The 24,497-nt window shown below is 44.5% G+C and carries 2 protein-coding genes (1 of these 2 running past the window's edge); both read right to left on the reverse strand.

Going from position 1 to position 24,497, the window contains the following annotated elements; translation table 11 throughout:
* Entirely contained in the window at positions 1–14,352 is a 14,352-nt protein-coding gene (locus QNM18_RS04690; protein ID WP_284136511.1) for a non-ribosomal peptide synthetase, read from the reverse strand.
* Positions 14,349–24,497, reverse strand: the 3' portion of a protein-coding gene (locus QNM18_RS04695) for a non-ribosomal peptide synthetase (protein WP_284136512.1). 2,343 nt of this gene lie beyond the right edge of the window; only the last 10,149 of its 12,492 coding nucleotides appear in the window; the start codon falls outside the window, past its right edge; it ends in the stop codon at positions 14,349–14,351. Before QNM18_RS04695 ends, QNM18_RS04690 begins: the two co-directional genes overlap by 4 nt.

Below are 24,497 nucleotides of genomic sequence, written 5' to 3' on the forward strand. Positions count from 1 at the left end.
TTACAGTTCCCAAACATCTTCTTCGGCATCACTGCTGTCATCTTCATGTTGAGAGATTAGCCCTTCTTTGAGTCGTACAGCGGTATCAATAACTTTTACAAGCTCGGACACCACTGGTTGCTCAAGAACTTCTTGCATGGACAACTCTATATCAAACTGATGTTGAATAGCGGTATACATACGCGCAGCCAACAAAGAGTGGCCTCCCAAATCGAAGAAGTTATCCTCTAGCCCGACTTGCTCAACCTGCAATAACTCCTGCCACATAGCACAAACCTGACGTTCCAGCTCACTAGTCGGTGCCACGTATACTTGCTCACGATGAAGTGATTGCGGCACAGGCAACGATTTACGGTCAACTTTACCATTCACTGTTAGCGGCATCGCTTCCAAGCTAACGTAATGATTAGGCACCATATAATCTGGTAGTAATGCTGTTAAATGTTCCTTGAACTGTGGTTTGTCAATATCCTTTATTGCAACAAAATATGCAACAATATTTTCAACCTCATTTAACACACAAACATCAACAACAACTTGTTCAACACCATCTATTAACAAGATTTTATTTTCAATTTCTTCTAATTCGATTCTAAATCCACGGATTTTGACTTGCGTATCAGCTCTGCCAATAAAGCTAAATTCACCCGAAGGTAATATGCGGACTAGATCTCCAGTTTTGTAATACCTCTGCTTAGAGCTGCCGGGTAATGACATTTCAATAAACGCTTTCGCCGTCAGTTCAGGGGCATTGATATAACCTCTTGCTAACTGATCACCTGCCAGATATAACTCACCGATTGCACCGACAGGACAAGGGTGCCCATTTTCGTCCAATACAGCCGCTTCAAACCCCGGATAGACATCACCCAAGCTTCGAGAGTTCGATACTGACCAATCACTTGCCATGGCAGTCACCGTGGTTTCTGTTGGCCCATATTCATTGATTAAACGACAGTGCTGCTGCCACTTTTCAACCGTAGATTCTGGACATGCCTCACCACCAAGGATGAGTGTTTCTAACTTAAATTCACTTTGCCAGGACAGCGATTCTAAAATCGAAGGTGTTAAAGAGATTTGTTGCACTTCAAAATCAATTAACTGCTTTGATAGCGATTGCTCAAAGCTTGCCAAACACAAGGTAGCGCCCGAATACAAGCTACTCCAAATAACACCTAATCCGGCATCAAAGGCAGGAGACAAGACAGACATCACTCTTGACTGAGGCTGTGTACCTACAAAGTGATTATGGTTTCGCACAAAGCTAGTCAAAGCCAAGTGCTCAATCATCACCCCTTTAGGTACGCCAGTAGACCCTGAAGTATGGATGACATAGGCCAGTTGATCTGCCTCTACTGGCATCAACTTGTCAGCTAGCAGAACTTGCTGTGTCTGGTTATCTTCAGAGCGAGTGTATAGCCCGTCTAGGCTAAGTTGCTGAACACCCGCAAAATCAGTCTTACGGTGTGTTGCAGGCACTATCAAATGCTCTACACCACTCGACTCAATCATTTGCTCAATACGCTGAACTGGCAACCTTTGGTCAAACGGCATATACACAGCGCCCATTTGCGAAAGCGCTACCATAAGTACAACATTGCTCACCGAGTTTTCAGCAATCACACCCACCAAACTACCCGCGCGAACACCTTGTTCATACAGTGCAACTGACATGGCACGGGCTGCAGCAGCAAGTTGACCATATGTTAGCTGTTCACTGCCATCGATTAGAGCCAGTGCTTCAGGCGCTTCAACAGCATGACATTTAACAGCCTCATGTACCGCTACAAACGGCTTGTCACTGTCAGCCAAACCATCGCGACCGGTATTCCTATCAGTTCTTTGATTTACAAGGGCTTGCGCGACCTGCAATTCAGGCATCGACAACATATTTTCTATAATGAGCAGGTAATTTTCGCCCATCTGCTCAATGGTTTCTGTCTCAAACAGGTCAGTACAATATCCCAGCGAGAAGCCTACTTCATCATCAAACTCCTCAACATCCAAACTCAAGTCAACTTTGGCAACTAGCTGCTCGGCATGCATTGGTGAAATCGCAAACTCTTCCGCAGCTAAGCCTTCCACTTTATTGGTGTTCATTGAGAATATCACTTGAACAAGCGGTGCATGTGACGCGCTGCGGGTGATATCCAGATCTGAAACCAATTTATCAAATGGATATGACTGATGCGACTGAGCAGCCAAGCTTGTCTGTTTAACCATTTGCAGTAAAGAATCAAACGAAGACTGCGGTTCAACACCCACTCTCATCACAACCAGGTTTACGAAGAAGCCAATTAATGGCTCAACTTCTTTGCGGTCCCTATTCGCTACCGGCGTACCAAACAAAATATCTGATTCACCACTGTAACGATTCAACAGCACAGAGAACACCGTCTGTAGTGCCATTGACATCGTCAATCCTCGGCTCTGACAGAATGCCTTGAGCTTATTTGTTTGCGCCTGATCAAGCTTAAATGGCACTGCGCTTCCGGCAAATGACTGTCGCGCAGGACGAACTTTATCCGTTGGAATTGAGTGAATTTGTGGACTCCCAGCAAGTGCCTCTGTCCAATAGGTCTGATCGGCAAGGTATTGCTGCTCACCTTCCCACGTACGCTGCCATACCGCATAATCTTGGTATTGCACTGCAAGCGGGGTTAGCTCTGCGACAACTTGACGGCTTTTGGCTGCGTATATGGTATTGAATTCTTTCATTAAGATACCAATCGACCAACCGTCAAAGACAATATGGTGGAAACACAATAGTAGCGCGCCACTCTCAACATCTGCACCGTTTGTAAGCTTGACGTAACTGGCTCTAACCAGTAAGTCTTTAGCAAGATCAAACACCTTTGTGGCATTTTCAAATTGAATTTGTGCTACTTCATGTTGGCGAGCTTGCGCATCCAAGTGACTCACGTCGACTCGATGTAGTTTAAACGGTTGAGCATGTTCATAAGTGACTTGTGGCTGCTCGTCCACCGTCACAAAGTTACTTCTAAGCACCTGATGGCGAGCGACAATTTCGCCTAATGTCTGCTCAATCAGTTCAACGTCAAACTGGCCTGACACTTCAAAAGCAAGTGGCATGTTATATTGCGAACTGCCTTGGCCCATTTGATCGATAAACCAAAGGCGCTCTTGTGCATGTGTCAGTGGATAATGCGTCATGTCGAGTGACATAGGCTGAATAGCAGGCGTAAATGTCGCTGCATCGGCTTGCTCTACCACCTCACCTTGTCCTGACAAAGAGGACGCATCAAATAATTGATGAAGCGAAACCTCAACGTTAAACGTCTCTCTAATTGCAGTTATCAACTGTATTGCCAACAGTGAATGGCCGCCTAACAAGAAAAAGTCACTATCTTGTGTAATCGCAGCCAATTCCACTTCAAGCAATTGTGCCCAGATATTTGCAAGCTGATTTTCTATTTCACCTACAGGACCAGACGAACTGGTTTGCTCTGTATGTGCTTGCCATTTTGGTAGCGCCTTTCTATCGACTTTACCATTAGCAGTTAATGGTAACTGGGCTAAAAACACGTACTGGCTTGGACACATATAGTCATTTAGCTCTAACGCCAATGATGTTCTTAAACTACGCTCCAGTTCCACCAAATCCATATCGACATCACAAGCAATATAGGCTACAAGATGTTGAGCCGCAGTATCGTCTAACATCACATGCGCAGCAGAAATGCTTTGATTGCTCAGCAGGTGATGCTCAATTTCGCCTGTTTCTATGCGATAGCCACGCACTTTCACTTGCTCGTCAACTCGGCTAATAAATTCAAGGTTGCCATCATGCTTGTAGCGAACTACGTCACCCGTGCGGTAATAGGTAAGTGCTTGGGTGGTGTCATCGGAAAACTCAATAAACTTTTCTTGGGTAAGTGCTAAACGATTCATATACCCTTGAGTAACACCTTCTCCCCCGATATACAGCTCTCCTTTAGCGCCTTTGGGAACAGCTCTGCCATCTTTGTCCAATACGCGTAAAACAGTATTGTGAATTGGCACGCCAATTGGCACTGACCCCACAGTTTGCCCTGCGCTTTCATGCGCTGAGACTTTAAATACAACACAACCTACGGTCGCTTCTGTCGGTCCATATTCATTGATAATACAGGCGTTTGGCATAACACTGTTGCGCCACTGATCAACAGTACCCCAACTCAAGTTTTCACCCCCAACAATGCACATATGCTCAACCTTTGTCTGCGGTTGGTCGTACAACTTGGCAAGTGCATTTAAATGCGACGGTGTCAATTTAAACAACATAGGGGATGCAGCATTTGCAATCAATGCGGCCAGTGAATCAAGCTCACGACTTCCTTGTTCAATTAATACAACTTCTTTGCCGCATACTAGTGGCGTAAATAGGCTGGTAATTGTCGCATCAAAGCTCAAAGACGTGCTCACTACAGCCCCATTCACGCCATCAAAATATTGCGACGCAGCATAGTTCAAGTAGTGGGCTAAATTGGCATGTGATACAGCAACGCCTTTCGGTTTACCCGTAGAACCTGAGGTATATATGACGTAGGCCGTATCTGATGACTGGACTGAAGTCTTAGCGTCCTGTAATTCCTGCTCGGAACATTGATACCAATCTTCATCAAACAGCTCATCATCAAGCATCATGAAGTCAACACCATCTAGAGGCACACTTTCAACGGTGTGTTCATCAACCAACATCAGTTCCATGCCACAGTCATCAATAATATGATTGATTCGTGCACTGGGCGTTTTAGCATCAATTGGAACATAAAAGCCACCCGCTTTTAAAACTGCAAGCATGGCAACCGTGCTTTTAACGCTGCGCTCCATGCATATTCCTACCGCTTGCCCTGGAGCTAACCCTTCGTCTTGCAATACGACAGATAGGCATGCAACTTTCGTTGCCAATGCATCATAAGTCAATGCGCCATCTTGAGAAGACACCGCTGGTGCATTGGGCGACAGTTGTGCATATTCAGCAACCTTGTCGTTTAGCGCAAAGAATGGGGTAGAAGCGATACCACTTTCGCTTTCTTGTAACGTTTCTACAGCAGCATCAACTGCCAAATCAATATCACATACGCGCGCTTGTGCCTTTTCAACAAGCTGGAGTAGTACCGCCTTAAGTTGTTGACCCACAGTTTCGATATCAGCTGCGCTGTATTGCCCTAAGTGGTATTCAAATCGAATCGATAATGTATCGCCTAAGTGTGCTATCAAGCTCAGCGGGAAGTTAGTGCGCGCATACGGCTGCACATCGGTGATCACCAAACCAGCATTATTAACATGAGCACTCACATCTTTGATCGGGTAGTTTTCAAAGACAATGACACTGTTGTATAGCTCACCTGTCCCATGACTATTCGCCGCAGTTTGAATTTCTGTCGCGGATATAAAGTTATGTTGTTCTCTTTGGCTCAGTGCATCACGTTGAGAAATTAGGAAGTCCTCAACTTTCTCACTGCCCTCTACCGTTACTCTGCATGGCAAAGAGTTAATGAACAAACCAACCATTTTGCCAACATTTTCTAGCACAGGAGGACGACCCGTAGTCGTATAACCAAAGGTGACTGTTGACTCTGAACTGTAGCGAGACAGTAAAATAGCCCACGACGATTGCAACAAACTATTCAGTGTGGTTTTTGTTTTACGAGCAAACTCAACAAGTGACTGCGTTTGTTCAACATTCAATTGCAACGCAAACTCTTGCTCTGATTCTGCAACCTTTGAGCTGTCCATCAACGGCAGTGGTGTTGGCGCCATAGCCTCAGACAATTGCGCTTTCCAAAAGGTAAGCGACGCCGCTTGGTCTTGTTGATTGAGCCACTGAATATAATTTTTATATGGTGCAACCGCAGGCAAAGTTATCGGTTTATTTGCCAATGCCGCTTCATAGACTTTGGCAACCTCTTGAAACACCATGCTCATTGACCATCCATCCATTAAGGAGTGATGGTGTGACCAAATCAAAACGTGACCGTTTTCACCTAAGTTAAGTAAGTGGAACCTCATCAACGGCGCGTCGACGATGTTAAACTTAGTGCCTGCATCTTGGCAGCGAATTCGTTCTACTTCTTCTTGTTGTGCCGCTGCATCTAAATGGACAAGTGATACCTCGGACCAATTGAGTTCGACTTCATGCTGAACTAACTGATGGCAATACCCTTCCTCAAACCCTACAAAAGCGGTTTTGAAGATATCATGCCTGTTCACGATGTTGTGCCATGCTAATTTCAACATCTCTGGCAATACGTATTCAAAGTCCAAGCGAATTTGGGTGACGTAAGCGCTGCTATCTAATTCACTATGGAACAGCAACCCTTTTTGCATGCCCGTTGCGGGGTAAATATCCAACGCATCGTGTTGCGAATGCCAGTGCGAAAGCGTCTCAATAGGCGCAGTCGCGTGCGGGAATTGCGCTGCAATTGTGCTCTCATCTAAAGCACCGACACAATGCGATATAATCCCTTGCACAGCTTTTTGGAGATGGCTTGCCAATGAATCTGCCTGTTGCTGGCTAAAATCAGACAAGTCAAAGTTGATCTTAAACTGCATGCTGCCATTGGTTACCATGGCGATTAGGTCTAGTTTATGTGACATAGGTCGATTGGCGCTAGACCAATCACCCGCTGATTCCGTTGCAATTGAAAAGAACTCACCATCTTCTGTTACATTGTCAAACTGACCCAAGTAGTTAAATTGAATTTGAGCTGGCGCATAATCACCCAATTCACGGCTCTGCTCGCTATTGGCGATCACGCCAAATCCAATACCATTGCTCGGAATTGCTCGATAGGTCTCTTTAACGTGGTGAATTATTTTCTCATAAGCAAGCGCATTAAGACTCTCGTTAGATGCTGCCAGTAAAACAGGGTAAATGCTTGTAAACCAACCGACGGTTTCTGTCAGGTCTAAGCTTTCTGTTAACGCCTCTCGGCCATGGCCTTCCATATCAATCAAGAATTGGTTACCACCACTCCACTGGTGCAAAGCGATTAAAAGCGAACTCAGCAATAGCTCATTAACTTGCAAGTCATACTTTAAAATAGCTTGGGTGATCAGCTGCTGTGTTTCCTTTTTAGAAAAGCTCGTTTGCGCTTGCGATTTTGCTACAGCATGTTCACTGCTTTGAGACTCAAGCACAGGCAGCGGACTCGATTGCGTTGCTACGACACTTTGCCAATAAGGTATTTGCGCCAAAATCTGCTCATCCGACGCATACTCTTGAAGAAACTCACCCCACGCTTTATACGAAGAAGATTTTGGTGCCAACTGAACACGACCGAATGCATGCAGCTGAGAAAACGCAGCTTCAATATCAGACAATAAAATACGCCATGACACACCATCAACGACCAGGTGGTGAAGCACAATAAATAAACGCCCGTCTTGCGCATTGTGCTCATCTTCCACATATACAAATCTAGCCAACGGTCCTGCCAGCTCAAAACTTTGATGATAGCGATTGACTATCTCGGCCACTTGCTCTTTATCAGATAGTGAGCACTTTTCGACCGCAAAGAAGTGGTTCAGTGATTGCGTGGTAATGTCTTGATGACTTGCTTGCCAATTGTTTGCTTCGTGTTTAAAGCTCAACCTAAGGGCATCGTGGCGATTTACCAGCTCTGCAACAATGGTTTGTAATGCTTCAGCATTAAACTCAGGTGGGGTATTTAGCATCACTGCTTGATTGTAATAATCTAATTCAACCCCCTTTTGTAAAAACGCTTGCTGCACCGGTAACAGTGGCATCTCGCCAGTTACTGCCTCTTGAGATATGTCCAATTCTTTATCGGTAGTCGCGACACCTGACAGAGACCGTATGGTGGAAAACTTAAACAAATCGGCCAGTGAAAAGAATACGCCCTGATGACGTGCTTTTGCCACAATTTGGATAGCCAAAATCGAATCGCCACCTAGCTCAAAAAAGTCTGCCATCACATCAAGGGTATCCGGTGCCACTCTCAACACGGATGCCCATACATTGCGCAACGTGACCTCTAAACTTGATTCTGGCTCCGTTACCTTCGAGCTACCTTGCAAAGTGCTGACATCAGGTAGCGCTTTACTATCAACTTTACCATTGAGCGTAAGCTTAAACTCATCAACTGCCACAACAAACTTAGGCACCATATACTCAGGTAAATGTTTTGTTAGGTTTTGAAGAATTTGCGTATCGAGCGATGCGCCGTCTTGTGCGGTATAATATGCAACTAGCACAGCCTGCCCCGCGGCACCTTGTGACTTGGCTACAAAGGCAGCTTTAACACCTTTTACCGCTAATATATGATGCTTTATCTCATCCAGATCTATCCGATAACCACGGATTTTTATCTGCGCCTTTCTGCGTCCGATATATTCCAACTTACCGTCGGATAGATAACGCACTAAATCGCCAGTACGATATAACACAGTATCTGTGCCGTTAATATTTTTCGTGATAAAAGCTTGTTCAGTGAGATCTGGACGGTTTAGGTAGCCTTTTGATAACCCTGAGCCGGCAATAAATAGCTCACCAACTGATCCAAAAGGAATGCGTTGTAGTTGATCATTAAAGACATATAAAGATGTACCAGCCACTGACACGCCAATTGCGACGTTTTCCTGATCTACTTTCGCGGCCGAAGACGGTGTGATCACCTCAAAACAACAGCCGACGGTCGACTCTGTGGGGCCATACTCATTGATATAAGTTGCCTGGGGCAGGTGCTTGGTGCGCCACTCATTAACAGCTTTCCAGTGTAGCGCCTCTCCTCCAATTATCAGCACATGTTCCAATGTACTTGAAAAATCGCCCAACACTGCTGAAATTACATCCAAATGAGATGGTGTCACCTTGAATATGCATGGCGCTTCACAGTCTTTTATGAACGCCGCAATTGATGCGGCATCATTGCTCTGTTCAGCGACGATATTGACTGTACCAGCAACGCTCAGCGGGCCAAAGCAAGCGCTGATAGTTGCATCAAAACTCAGTGTTGAACTCACCAAACTCTGACTTGCAGTGACAAAATAATGCGACTTTACATGGTCTAAGTATGACGCGAGATTGGCATGAGATATCTCGATTCCTTTTGGTGTTCCCGTTGAACCTGAGGTAAATAAAACATATGCATTTTGCTGCAAATCAGGCAAAGCAAATGTCTCATCGTCTGCAAAGTCTTCTAACCAGCTATCGTCTGTCACATCCTCTTCAAGCACCAGCTCTGAAATACCTTGTACACTGAAAGGCAAAGCATGGGATTCATGAGAAATGACAACACTTGCATGCGTTTGCTCAATAATAGCTTGGTTGCGCATCGCCGGGTTTTTAACGTCCAGAGGAACATAGCACGCACCGGCTCTCATAACCGCCAACACGGCTATCAGTGACTCAATACTCCGTGGCAAGAAAATTCCAACTTTGTCATTTTCACCAACCTCTTCCTCTCGCAGCGCACAAGCTAAATTATTTACGCGGTCATTAAGCTGTAAATAAGTTAGACTCTGATCGGCCATGGTTACAGCTATCGCGCTTGGATTTTGCTCCACACTGCGTTCAAATAACTCAATGACAGACGGCGCTGGCATAGATCCACTCTGGATACTTTGCTGTTCTAGTGCCGCCATGCGCTCTACTTCCCTAGTGTCTAAAAACGAATCAAAATCAATTTCTTGGCTCGGCTCATCAAGGATTTGCGAAATAATTTTATGTAAATAGTTTTTAATTTTTTCAACATATTGCTGATCAAACTGCTCAAGGTTTGCGTTAACTCTGAAGCCCAATGAGTTATCAGCCGGGCTATTAAAAAACGTCACATACAGCATGAAGTTGATTTTTTCGAAAAAGTTTCCACCTTGAAGGTCAACATCACCGAGTATGCTTTCATAAACATGAAAATCGATAAAATTAAACAGTGACGATGAGAATTCACTATTTGTTGCACGCTGAACTTCACTGAGCGGGTAGCTTCGGTGCGACATTAGGTCGACACTTTCACTATGCACTTTTTCAATTAATTGCTGCCATGTTCCCTTGGTGACATCTATTCTCATCGGCAGAGAATTTAGATATAGGCCAAGCGTTTGCTCACTGCCTTCTAGCTCTGGTCTGCCATTAGTTACAACTGAAGTCACAACATCTTTTTGGCCATCCAACAAAGCCATTAACACAGTGTGTGCGCTCAGCAAGATGCTCTTTTCTGTGACTTTTAATTGCTTAGATAAGTCTTTCAAGCGGCGACGTTGATCACTGCTTAGTGCTGTTGACGCTTCCTGTAGAGCACCTTTTTTGAGGTTTGACCACCAAGGCAAACTCATTCCGTCTAACTTTTCTTCAAAGTACTGACGGCTGTTTCCTGATTCAATAGCCGCCACTTCTTGGGCAATTTGTAACGAAAATGCAGGAGGCTTCGATTGCAGCAATAACGGTTGCCCAGATAGCAAACGCTTGTACTGAGTGAATAGTTCTGTATTGAAAGACGCCAAACTCCAACCATCCAACAAAGCATGATGGAATGAAAGATGAAGATAAACATCATCATCAGCAATTGTATGAATGGCCATACGCCACGGGATATCACCCATTTCGAACGGCGATGCCAATTCCAACGCCAAACACTGTTGTTCATATTGCGCTAAATCATTGACCTCTTCATCTGTCATCGCCCTCACTGCCAAAGGCAAGGCAATCGATTCATGTATAACTTGGATTGGCTGAGAACAGCATGACTCAAATGTCGATCTCAGTACTGAATGACGCTCTACAACCGCACTCAAAGCCTGAACAAACAAGTCAGGCTGCCATTGCAACTTCAAACGAGAGCTAGACACATCGTGGTAAGTGCCATCGCTCGCCTCAAGCATGTTATGGATCACCATACCCTGCTGAGTTGCTGTTAATGGAAATGCATCTTCGATTGCTGCCGTGGTTATTTGTGGCAGTGCCTGTTGTTGTTCTTCAGACAGTAACGCAAATGGCTTTTCTATTACTTTAGTTGTTGACTCAGTATCATTGCGTTCAATGGCATCCGCCAGAGATGCAACTGATTGATAGTTAAATACATCTTTGACCGAAAACTGAAGACCAATGTTTGCGGCGTTGGCAACCAATGAAATTGCTCGAATTGAATCACCGCCAAGGTTGAAAAAGTTATCCTGAATACCAACTTTTTCACACTCCAAGGTTTGTTCAAACACAGCACACAGTTGGCGTTGAATGGGAGTTTCTGGCGCTTGATATTCTTCGCTGATGTAACTTACTGGCATTGACAAAAGTAAGCTGCGGTTGAGTTTGCCATTTACCGTCATAGGTAAATCATCCAGCATTACATAGGCTGCTGGCACCATATGTTTAGGTAATTTCACCTGCAAATAGCCGTGCAACTCACGAAATAGCGCTTGCTGATCACCTGAACCTAACTCATCTGTCAAAGTGAAATATACAACCAGTTCGTGGCCTGATTGCTCTTTAGATTTAGCCAGTACTGCGCAGGATTTTACTTGCGGGTGGGAATTTAAACTTGCTTCAATTTCACCAAGTTCAATTCTGAATCCTCGAATTTTAACTTGCTCATCAATACGACCTAAATACTGTAGGCTCAGATCATCCAACCAGCGAACAAGGTCACCACTACGGTATATTACGGCGTTTGGCTCAGCGCTAAATGGATCGGCAATAAACTTCTCAGTATTCAATTCTGGTCTATTCAAGTACCCATTTGTAACACCTTGACCGCCAACCCACAGTTCCCCTGGGACGCCTGGAGGCTGGCAATTTCCATTTTCATCAACAACATAACAAGTCAAATCTTGTAACGGCTTACCAATTAGGCTGATCCCTTGCTCACAGTGCGCGCGCTCTATTTTTTGATAGGTAACATGCACAGTAGTTTCTGTAATACCATACATATTGATCAACTGCGGGGCCTCACTGCCGTAGCGATCCATCCACGGCAACAGCTTGGTAAAGTTCAGATACTCTCCACCAAATACGACATAACGCAGTTGGTGTGGGCTATTGTGTTCACGCACATATTCTGACAATTGATAAAAAGCTGAAGCTGTTTGGCTCAACACCGTGACACCGTGCGTCGTTAAAAGCTTGGCAAATTGCTGCGGCGAACGACTGTCTTCATAAGACACCATTACCGTCTTCGCACCATACAATAACGCTCCCCAAAGCTCCCAAACAGAAAAGTCAAAGGCAGTAGAATGGAAGCAACTCCAAACGTCTTGCTCGCTAAACTCGAACTGTTGATCTGATGATTTAAACAGTCTCAGCACATTTTTATGGGTAACTTGAACACCTTTGGGCAGCCCTGAAGAGCCTGACGTGTAAATGATATACGCCACTAGATTTTCAGGCAGTTCGATATTCAAATTGTCGGCATCGAGCCCAGATTGCAAGCCAGTATAATGTTCTCCATCAAGTACAATGCGTTTGATTTGATCAGTATCTAACACTGGTAAGTTTTGCAGTGCCTCCGAGGTAACGACCAAATTGATATCACTATCATTGATGATATGAGTCAAACGCGCCGCAGGATAACTTGGGTCCATAGGAACATAAGTACCACCAGCTTTCAGAATTGCCAGCATCGCAACCACAAACTCAGTTGAACGAGATAAGCAAATGCCAACTCTATCGGATGCGTGTGTACCTTGCTCTTGCAGATAGCGCGCTAAGCGATTTGCTTGCTCGTTGAGCGCTTGATATGTAAGCGCACAATCATCATCACAAACCGCTACTCTCGTAGGGTGAGATACTGCCATCTCTTCGAACTGTTGATGTAACATGCTGTTGGTAGTGAATTGGCGGTGTGCACGAAGCACCTCGTCAACGATATCACCTTGCTGTTGAGCATTTATCAGTTGAATATCTGAAATATTGATATCTTTATTTTCAATCACCTGATCGCATACCGTACAGAAGTATTGCGATAGGCTCTCGATGTACTGAGCAGAAAACAGCGCACTATCGTAAGTAAACATCAACTCCAATGACTGGCTATCGATGCCCACTTCAAGCATCAAATCAAAGTTTGCTGATGCATGCTCAATATTCACTGGGGACAAATCCCACGGCATGTCACTTGAATGCGCCTGACTACTTTGATGCACTGACAGTACGATTTGAAACAATGGTGCCATTTGAGTATTACGCTCAATGCCGCAGTGCTCTAACACTCTGTCGAAAGGCACATCTTGATGTTGCAGTGCCGCTAAGTTTACCTGTTTTACATACTCTAAATAATCACCAAATGAAGTGTGACCATCAACATCGGTTCTGAGCGATAGGAAGTTAACAAAAAAGCCTATCATCTGTTCAAGTTGACTATTGCTGCGACCCGCACTTGGGGTACCAATAACCACGTCAGAGTTACGGGTAGCCTTAGTGAGCATCAGTGAAAATATTGCATGGATCAATACAAATGGCGTTACTGACTGCGACCGTGCCAAGTTATCAAGTGCAACCTTAGTGTGCGCTGGTAAAGTGAAGCGATATTTGCTGCCTATTTGTTGACTTGTTTCAGGCCTATTACGTTGCAAAGCAAGGCCATGTGTTACAGGCGCATCTGCAAGCTGCTTATGCCAATAATCAAGCTGGGATTGCAACGTACCGTTATCCAATTGCTTTCTTTGCCACGCAGCAAAATCGCGATACTGTACAAATAAATCCTCTTGCACTACCTCTTTTCCAGCCTCCAACTGGCTGTAGTTTTGTACAAACTCAGCCAAAAGGATATCTCGAGACCATTCATCAAAAGCGATATGATGGATATTAAAGACCATCACACCACTGTCTGGCGCCGTTTTTAGGTAGTTAACTCGCAGTACAAGCTCCGATGTTAAATCAAACGGTTTCCCTGCTTCCGCTTCAATAAAAGCCTGAATGCCACCAAGGTCTTGCGTAAAGTCGAGCTCTGTTATCGAAAAATTAAAGTCTGCTAATATCTGCTGACGCCCCTCTCCTGCGTCATTAATATATATCGTTCTCAGTATTTGGTGTTTCTCAATGACCGCGTTCAGGGCGCGATTGGCAATTGATAGATCAAATTTACCTTTCACTTCAAACGCCCAAGGAATGTTATAACTTGCGCTGCCCTGCTCTACCTGATCTATAAACCACAATCTTTGCTGTGCAAAAGAAAGTGGGTAGTTACTGGCATTGTCCACAGGCTGAATTTCTTCTTCTATTTTGGTCAGCTTGCTTAAGTGCTCAATAATCTCATTCTTATGTAATTTTAGTTTTTCGAGAGTTTGGCTATCCAACGCCCCTTTCGGGGCATCAACGCTTAACTTTCCACTATTTACTGCTAAGAACACATGCTTCTTTTGTAGTTCTAAAATAAAGGTCATTATATTCATAGTTCAAACATCTCTCTTTCACCGCTTTGTTGAGCCGTGTTGTCTTTTCCTTTCTGTACTAACAAATCTATATATGAGGCCAATTGATGAATTGTTGAATATTCGAACAGTACGTTCACTGAAATATTCACTGAATATACTTTCTTCACTTCATTAGCCAGTCGCACCATCATTAGCGAGTTTCCTGCATACTGATAAAAAGAGGCGTGAATATCGACGTGCTCTAGTTCAACCTCAAATAACTTCGCCCAGTGTTGAGCCAAAAATAATTCAGTCTCAGTTTCAGGTTCAGCTGATTCAGCCGTCTCTGATGCTTGTGATGGTTTATCAACAGCAAGTAGCGCAGCCCTATCAATCTTGCCGTTATTGGTAAGGGGCCAAGATTCAACTGCCACCAGCGACTCTGGCTGCATAAAGTAAGGCAAACTGCCAGCTAACGATTTGCGGATTTTTTCCAATTCATCTGAGGAGTTTGATGTAGCTGAGTTAAATACCACAAATGCTGCTATTGTTTCTTCATTGCTCGTTGTTACATACGCTTTAGCAACACTCTCCATGCTAGCTAGGCGATGCTCAATCTCTCCCAATTCAACTCTAAAGCCTTTGATATTTACCTGATGATCATTACGCCCGATATATTCGTATCCGCCCTCTGGTAAACACTTAGCCAAGTCGCCTGTTTTGTAGTAAAGCGTGCTTTGCTCATCACCAAAATTCATGGGGACAAAACGCTCTGCAGTCAGTGCTTCTTTATTGAGATATCCACGTGATACGCCCGCACCGGCAACATAAAGCTCACCTTCTTCACCGACTGGAACTTCCTCCCCCTGCTCATTGAGTACAATGAACTTAGTCTCCTTGATAGGCACTCCAATCTTGCTGTTCACTCCTGGTTGGTAAACATCTTTCATACTGACTTGATAAAAAGTTGAATAAACCGTGGTCTCAGTTATGCCATAAACATTGATCAACGCAGGTTTAACTACACCATGCTTTTCGACCCAAGGTGCGAGGTTAGGGAATTTCAGAGCTTCACCACTGAACACCACATACTTCAGGTCCAAGGGCAGATCTTTTTCCGGCTGTAAATCGACTAAGTTGCTGAATGCGGTTGGAGTTTGACACAACACGGTAACTTTGTGCTCTAACAATACATTGTATAAAGCTTGTGGCGATCGAGCAGTCCAATAAGGAACAACCACGAGTGTTGCACAATTGGTTAACGCCCCCCACAGCTCCCAAACAGATACGTCAAATGATAGCGAATGGAACAATGTCCACACATCATCCGCACCTAATTCAAAGTGCTCTTGGTAACTGACGAGCAATTGAGACACATTTCCATGTTCAATCATGACTCCCTTAGGTTGCCCTGTCGAACCTGAGGTATAAGTCACATAGATTAAGTCTTGTGTATCAACTTTGATGTTCGGGTTTTGATTTGATTGTTGCGCTATTGATGATTGAATTGCGGCCTCAGATAAGCTCACAAATACACTGTGGCTACTCAGCTCAGTGACATCGACTGAATCACTGGTTAACACTAATTTGGGTTTCGCATCGGACAAGAAATACTTCAGACGCTGCGCCGGATATTCCGGGTCCATGGGGATATAAGCAGCACCAGCTTTCAGTATCGCCAAAATTGAGATAATGAAATCAGGTGAGCGCTGTAAACATATACCGACCAAATCGCCTTTTTGAACACCCGCTTCATTTATCAAGTAGTGTGATAACTGGTTCGCAGCTTCATTCAATTGACAATATGTCAGACAGGTGTCTTCAAATCTAATCGCATCTTTATCTGGCGCATTTAGTACTTGCTGTTCAAACTGATTATGTACGGTAATTAGATCATTTTGATATTTCTGTTTCACCACTTGCTGCGGTTCTATACTTGTCTCGTCCTGTTCATCAAACAGTGGTAGTTGACCAACCAATTCACTACTTTGCTCTGGAATGTCGGCCAACAACTGACTCAAGCATTGTTCAAGTGACTCTACTTGTTGCTCTGAGAATGTATCCGAATGCCCTTCTAAACGGAAAATCATCTCATCCTTTACAAACGCTTTTACCGTTAACGGGAATGTCGTTTCTTCATCGGAGTCCATCTCCAGCACATTGAGGGTAAGATCTGACTGTTGCTCTCGAATGCCTTGCTCTAATGGATAATTTTCAAATACTAATAAACTGTCAAAAATGTCGCCCTGCAAGTTACCAGTTTGCAATATTTCAGAAAATGACAAGAAACTGTTTGCGTTGATTTGGCTAAATCTGTGATGTACATCTTTTACCCACTTTGTCAGAGGCTCTCGCTTGGCTACATTAACCACAACTGGCAATGTGTTAATAAATAAGCCAACGGTTTTATCTACTCCAGATAATTGCGCTGGGCGACCAGAAGTCGTTACACCAAAAATCACATCTTCAGAAGCAAACGTATTCGCTAAAACAAGCGCCCAAGCACTTTGCACCACCGCATTCACAGTAACGTGTGACGCCTTTGCAAACGCTTGAATATTGCGTGTAACCGCCTCAGGTAACGCAAAGTTGCGCTGCCAAACTTTAGGGGCAGTTGCGCTAGGTTGTGTACTACTTTTCGGGAAATGCCCTACAAATGTGCCTTGCTGCAGCTCATTTCGCCAAAATGCTTTTGCGCCATGCATATCTTGCTGTGCCAGCCAATCGATATAATTCTTATATGGCACTTCCCCTGCTATATTCGGCGTTTGCCCCGCTAGCAATGCTTGATAGAACTGGAATACATCTGCAAAAACTAATTCCAAACTCCAACCATCGAGTAAGGCATGGTGGTGAGACCAAATCAGATAACTTTCTCCAGCACCTAAATCCGCTAAATTCATTCGCATCAGAGGGGCAGAGCTAGGATCTATTCCCTGCTTTCTGTCATTACTGCGAATAAGTTCTAGCGCAGCAGACTGCTGATCTGATCCTACCTCGCTTAGGTCATGCTGATGCCAAGTGAGTTGTGCGCGCTCATGAACACACTGGACCACATAGCCTTCCTCAATACCGGAAAATGAGGTTCGTAATATGGCATGTTTATCCATGACTAACTGCCATGCTTTTTGGAATATCTCTACATTTAAGTCTTTAAATTTAACTTTAATCTGGGTGGTATAACTTTCTTTATCAAACAAGTTTTGAATGAGTAGACTGGTTTGCATGCCTGTTGCAGGATATCGCTGCACGATCCGCTCACCAGCAATGTTGTTTTGATTCAAGCGCTGCTCAGATAACGCTGCGATCTCTGATAAAACAGAGTCAAATGTGTTTGCTAGTTGCGCTATTTGGTCACCACAATAGAGCGATGTATCATAGCCAATGCTGATATTCAGCGCGCCATTTAACACGTAGCCATTAACTGAAAGCGGGTGGCTGCTGCCGCGTGTTGGGCAAACCACTTGGCCGACACTCTCTGGCGCAAATGTAAATGCCCCATCACCACCACTGACTTGGTCAAATTGACCTAAGTAGTTGAATGCCAGTTCACTGTGCACGCTACCTTGCAGCGCTGGAAGCTCGGCAAGATATTTAAGTGCACCATAGCCGATGCCATTGTTTGGCACTTTTGAAAGTTGCGCCCCCACACTGTCTATCAACTGAGCTATGTCTTGATTTTGACCAACAGCAAAATTGACAGGGTAAACCGAAGTGAACCACCCAATTGTTCCGCTCAGATCTAAGTTTGAGTTAAGCGCTTCACGTCCATGGCCTTCCATATCAATACGGATACTTCCAATATCGAATGTGCGCTGTATAGATTCAAGCAATGCACTCAGTAATAGCGCGTTAATCGAGCTATCAAAACTTTCTATCGCAGTTGTGAGTATCTGATTTGTGACTTTGCTGTCGATGGCAATTGCACTCTCAGCCATAGTGCTTGCACTTTCAAATTCAGCCAACGCTTGTTTATTCGCAATACTGCTAACTTCCTGCTCAGTCACGGATGCCCAGTATGTCCCTTCACGCGCTGACAGCTCAGATGTTGCATACTCAGATAAATACTCGCCCCATTGCTTGAATGACGCTGTTTTTACTCTCGGTGTGTCATCACTGTTATTGCGTAATTGACTATAAATTCGCTCAATATCCGACATGATAATGCGCCACGAAACACCATCGACCACCAAGTGGTGAAGTACCAATAAAAGCCTATAAGCACGATTTTCATCAGTGATCAGTACTGCTTTAAATAACGCTCCTGTGGCGATATCTAGACTCGCCTGAATGGCGTCAATTTGCGGTAATATACTCTCCCAATCACCGCCATTTAGCGCGATCTTAGCAATACTCGACTCGATGTGTGCTTGACTTACTTCCTGATGCGTTGCTACCCAAGAGAAGTCAGCCTGTCGTTCAAACTGCAACCGCATTGCATCATGCGTTTGATACAAGCGCGCGACAATGTGTTGTAAATCAGCCAGTGTCAGATCAACAGGAGGCTCCAGCAGTACGGCTTGGTTGTAGTAATTAATCCCATTGTCGTTTTCAAAAAACTCATGCTGTATTGGTAACAGTTCGATAGTGCCTTCAATATCACCTTGCTCAGCAACTAAAGTACTAGATGAGTATGCTTTCTCGGCAAGGCCGCGCACTGTTGGCATTGCAAATAGGTCGTTTACAGTAAAATGCAGGCCAGCTTCAGTTGCCTTTGACACCAACTGAATCGCAATGATTGAATCTCCCCCCAGTTCAAAGAAGTTTCTCTCAACACTGATCTCGGTTGGCTCTAGCTGCAATAGCTGACCCCACAAAGCTTGCAGTTTGGTTTCTACTTCATTGGTAGGCGCAACAAAGTTATCGTCGTCAGTCTGACCATTCCACTTTGGTAGGCGGCTGGTGTCCAACTTGCCGTTTAAAGTTAAAGGCCATTGCTCCATAGGGATAAAAGCAGTAGGCAACATAAAATAAGGTAATAAGTTGGCCAACTTACTGCGAATAGCATTTACGGCGTCAACAGGAGATACTGAGCCTTGCTCTAATACAACGTACGCAATAATAGATGCTTTGCCGTTGTCGTTTTCAACCACGTTCACCCACGCACTTTTAACTTCTTCGCAGTTGGCAATTTTTTGCTCAACTTCTTCAAGTTCAATTCTAAACCCGTTGACTTGAACCTGGTGGTCGTTTCGGCCGATATATTCGAATTCACCGTTATCTAACTGCTTAACCAAATCACCTGTTTTGTATAACCTCTTCACCAAAGGTGTCGTGGTATTCCCTTGTAAGGGGTTGGTAATAAAGCGATCCGCGGTGAGTTCTTGGCGATTTAAATAGCCCCTAGTTACAGCTGGGCCACCTAAATACAGCTCTCCGATAGCGCCAACAGGGGCTAATTTCCCATGCTGATCCAGCACCGTTGCGCTTACGTGAGGTAACATGGCACCAATTTTACTGCTGCCATGGTCATTGAACACATCTTCATCGGTTACACGATAATATGTATCAAGTACGGTTGTTTCTGTAATGCCGTACATATTTATCAATTGTGTCGAACTCAAATCATATTTGCTTACCCAAGGTCGCAATGATGAGAAAATGAGTGCCTCACCGCCAAATATCACATACCTCAAAGCGTGCTCAGAGCAATCCATACATTCTTTAATCAAATTATTAAATGCACTCGGTGTTTGATTCAGAACGGTTACCCTGTGCTCAACAAGCAAGCTGTAGAATTCTCTCGGCGCACGAGATACTTCAAATGGCACTACAACCAATTTACCGCCATGAAGTAGCGCTCCCCAAATCTCCCAAACAGAGAAATCAAAAGACAAGGAGTGGAACATCACCCACACGTCATCCTCCGAGAAACCAAATAAGTCCGTTGTTGCGCTAAATAAACTCAGCGCATTACGGTGCTCTACTTGCACCCCTTTCGGGTTTCCAGTTGAGCCAGAGGTATAAATCACGTAGGCAAGTTTGTCATACAGTCCTGTGTGTTTTGATATCTCAGGGTTGCAAGTGCTTTGCATAGCAAAACTGTGGAGAAACTCGTCACTGTGTAGGTTCAATAAGGTCTGTTGAGACAGTGCAGAAAAACCAACGGTCGTTTCATCGGTAATGATCACCAATGGTTGCGCATCACCAAGGATGTACTCGATGCGTTCAACGGGATAACTGGCATCTAGTGGCAAGTAAGCGCCGCCGGCTTTTAAAATAGCCAGCACCGTCACTGCCATATCGCACGAGCGCTGCAAACACACTCCGACCAAGCTGTCTGGTGTGACTTGGTGTTGCTCCAATAGGATGTGTGCCATCTGGTTTGCTTTTTGGTTAAGCTCGCTGTACGTAAGGCTTGTCTTACCATCGTCAACAGCCGTTTTATTTGGATAACGGGCTGCCTGCAACTCGAACACTTCATGCAAAGTTTGCTGAGAATCTTCAAACCCTTTCGGCGTGAGTGACTCTAACAACTTTTCACCGTCGCCAATGACGTCGAGCTGTTTTACGCACTGAGTTTGCTCGTTGAGCATACTCATCATGATGTTTGAAAGGCTGTCAGCCAATTGCTGAGCATCTGACTGCACATAGTGGCGGTTATCTAGCTCAAACCTCACTTCTAGGCTATCTGTCACCGATGCCGTCAATTGAATAGCAAAATTGGTTTTTTCGAAATGTACGAGGTCCGTTACATTGATCCCCGCTTCAGCCGATTTATTGCTAATTTGCTCATCTACAGGATAGTTCTCAAAAACCAGTAGACTATCGAATAGTGATTGCTGATCCGCAACTAACTTTTGGATTTCAGCAAGCGGTATGAAACTCATTTCACTCGACTCAACCAGATCTTGATGGATTTCACCTAACCATTGTTGCAAGGCTTGCTCTGGGGCCACCGTGACTTGAACTGGGATAGTATTGATGAAAAGTCCCATGATACTGTCGACGTTATCGATAGTCGCTGGACGACCAGATACAACAGTACCAAAGCACACATTTTCATCGTTGGAATAAATAGACAGCGCATAAGCCCAAGCCGCTTGTAACAGCGTATTGATGGTCGTATGGCTCGCCTGCGCAAGTTTTTGCAACCTTGCCGTTGTATCACTATCAAAATGCAGCGCGCTTGATACTCGCTCGTTATGGCTAAGCGCTTCACTTCTATATAACGGGGTTGGCGTCGCTTTAGTGAAATCGGCTAAGCGCACTTGCCATTTTTCACGTGCTTGCTCTAAGTCTTGCGCACTTAACCATTCAATATAGTTGCGATAAGAAACAGGCTCATCCAGTGTTGTCTCAACCCCTTGCGTAATTTGACGGTAATATTGCGTAACTTCATCGAAGACCAACGTTAAACACCAACCATCAAGTAAGGCATGATGGTGAGACCACAACACTTTAATTTTCCCATCAGCAAGGGTGAAAAGTGTCAGGCGCATCAACGGCGCGTTATTAAAATCAAATCCAGCTTGCTTGTCTTCTATGATTAGCTGCTCAAGTCTCGCTTCTTGTTGTTCAATAGACAACGCTGAAAGATCATGCAGAATCCAAGGCAAAGATGCTTCTTTACGCACCACTTGATGACAATGACCCGCTTCAATCCCTCTAAACTCAGTTCTAAATATAGGATTGCGAGCAACCACCATTTGCCACGCCGAGATAAAGCTCTCGATTTCAATGGACTCCACCGTCAACAGAGTTTGAGTCACGTAACTTCCCTGCTCGCGCGTCGATTGGAACAACAAACCTTGTTGCATGCCTGTAGCAGGATACAAATCTGCAATTTGCGCGTTTGCTGCCCATGCATTGATCTGCGTCTCGTCAACCGTAGCCAGCGGGAAGTCCGACTCACAATAGCGACCATGTTTAACATCGGCACAATGTGCGATGATGTCCACCAATGCGTCATTAAATGCAGCCATAAATTCTGACATTTCACTTGCGTGATAAGTACTGTTGTCATAGCTGAGGTTGAATGTAAGCTGGTTATTTTGCACCATGCCATTGAGCGCCATTAAGTGCTCGGCTTTTCTGGCAGGGCTGATATTTTCACCGGTACTATCAGATGCTAAGCTCATCAACTCCTGTTGCTCAGATGACGCGTCTATTTGGCCTAAATAGTTGAAACTAAGTTCACTTTTAGAAAAGCTTGCGGCGTCATTTTGCCTCGAACAATGCTTGAGTAAGCCAAAACCAAGTCCCTTATCAGGCACACTGCGATAAGCATTTTTAACTGCTGAGATAATCTCAGCAATATCCGAGCTTTGCGCAGGAATTGTGAGCGGGTAAAAAGTCGTGAACCAACCAACTGTTTGGCTGATATCCATCGCTTCAACAAGCTCATCTCGACCGTGCCCTTCGAGGTCAAATCGTATCGCACTCATATCACGCCAACGATTACTCGCTAAGCTCAATGCTGCAAATAAAAGCTCATTGATTTGAGTACGATAACTGGTATTGCATTTGTTTAACAACAAAGCAGTTTCGTTGTCACTTAATGTAAATTGAGCCGTTTCGCGAGACCCGTGAGTACCTGCATTTTGGGTATTGATATCGCTATTGGCAAAGTTTGGCACTGCAACACTTGCTTGCCGCTGCCAGTACTCAAGTTGATTTTGATAGTGCTCTGAACTGGCAAGCTCATGAAGAGACTCAGCCCATTGCTGGTAAGAAGTCGTTTTAGCGTTTAAAGCCAGAGTTTGTTTTTGCTCCCACTGCTGCACAAGCGTGTGAAGATCTTCGGTTAAAATACGCCATGACACGCCGTCGACGACCAAGTGATGGATAACCCACAGTAGTTTTCCTTGTTCCTTTTCCACATCGTGGAAGTACACAAGTTTAAATAATTCGCCTTTTGCTGGATTAAGTGTTTTTTGAATGTCGTTGGCATACGCTTCGATATTGATCTCTGGATGCGCATTTAAATCAACTAACTGAAATGCCTTATTAAGATCAAGCTGCTCTATAGGTAAAAACTCTGCTTGCCACCCTTGCTCTGATTTTTCAAAGCACAGACGCAGCGCATCATGACGCTCGACAATCAGCTTCACGAAATCACTGAATGGGCACTGTGCAAGCTTGCTTGATACATTGAGTATCAAAGACTGATTATAGTGATGCCATTGCGTTTCATCGGCAAAAAACTCATTGTGAATTGGCATGAGCTGCATCTGACCTTCACTTGGCGCTTGATCGTGAGTTTGTGCGTCTGTGCAAGAAACATATTCAGTCAAGGCACGAATGGTCTTTGCGGCAAATATGTCTTTGACTCTAAAGTGAAGCCCTTGCTGCGCAGCTTTTGACGCTATTTGGATTGAGAGAATTGAATCCCCACCGAGTTCAAAGAAGTTTGCTGTGACACTGATTTGTGCTTCATCCAGTTTCAGGTATTCAGCCCAAATAGCAACCAACTGGCGCTCAAGTTCGTTTTCAGCATGTACTATCTCGTCGTCCTGGCTCGTAAAAGAAGGTTCAGGCAGCGCATTGCGGTCAATTTTTCCTGACAAAGTCTTTGGCCATTGAGCAACTTTAATAAAGGCAGCTGGGATCATATAATCTGGCAAAGCAGTTTGTAGTTGCTCGCCAAGTACATGAGCTAATGCGCGCTCATCGGTGTGTGCACTTTCCACATACGCGATAATACGCTTATTGCCTGCACCATCTTGTGCAACAATGACAATGTTGGAAACAACACCGTCGATTAAAGAGATTTGATGCTCAATTTCACTGAGTTCAATTCGATATCCACGAACTTTTACTTGCTCATCAACTCGACCAACAAACTCTAATTTGCCGCTTGGTAGCGCGCGTACTAAATCACCTGTTTTATATAAACGGGCATTTTTATCAGTTGTATAGGGGTTTGCAATAAACGCTCGCTGAGTCAATTCAGGCTGATTGAGGTACTCTCTTGCCAACTGCGTTCCAGCTAAATACAACTCGCCAATACCACCGGCAGGCACTAAATTTAAGTTGTCATCCAACACCAATGTTTGAACATTTTTGTACGGTGTACCAATGCTGATAGGCTCCTCTAACGAGCATTCATTTGACAACACAGTCACCGCGGCCTCTGTAGGCCCATACTCGTTGATGACTCGGCACTGAGTGAGCCAGAATTCAAGCATTTTGCTCGGTACTTTGTCCCCACCAATTACAAGGCTTTGTAAGCTTGGGTAATT

Source organism: Pseudoalteromonas obscura (assembly GCF_030135505.1).
Taxonomy (GTDB): domain Bacteria; phylum Pseudomonadota; class Gammaproteobacteria; order Enterobacterales; family Alteromonadaceae; genus Pseudoalteromonas; species Pseudoalteromonas obscura.

What these genes read in the sequence shown, in the direction of transcription:
- QNM18_RS04690 (WP_284136511.1), bottom strand. Translation starts at nt 14,352, where the DNA reads ATGAATATAATGACCTTTATTTTAGAACTACAAAAGAAGCATGTGTTC.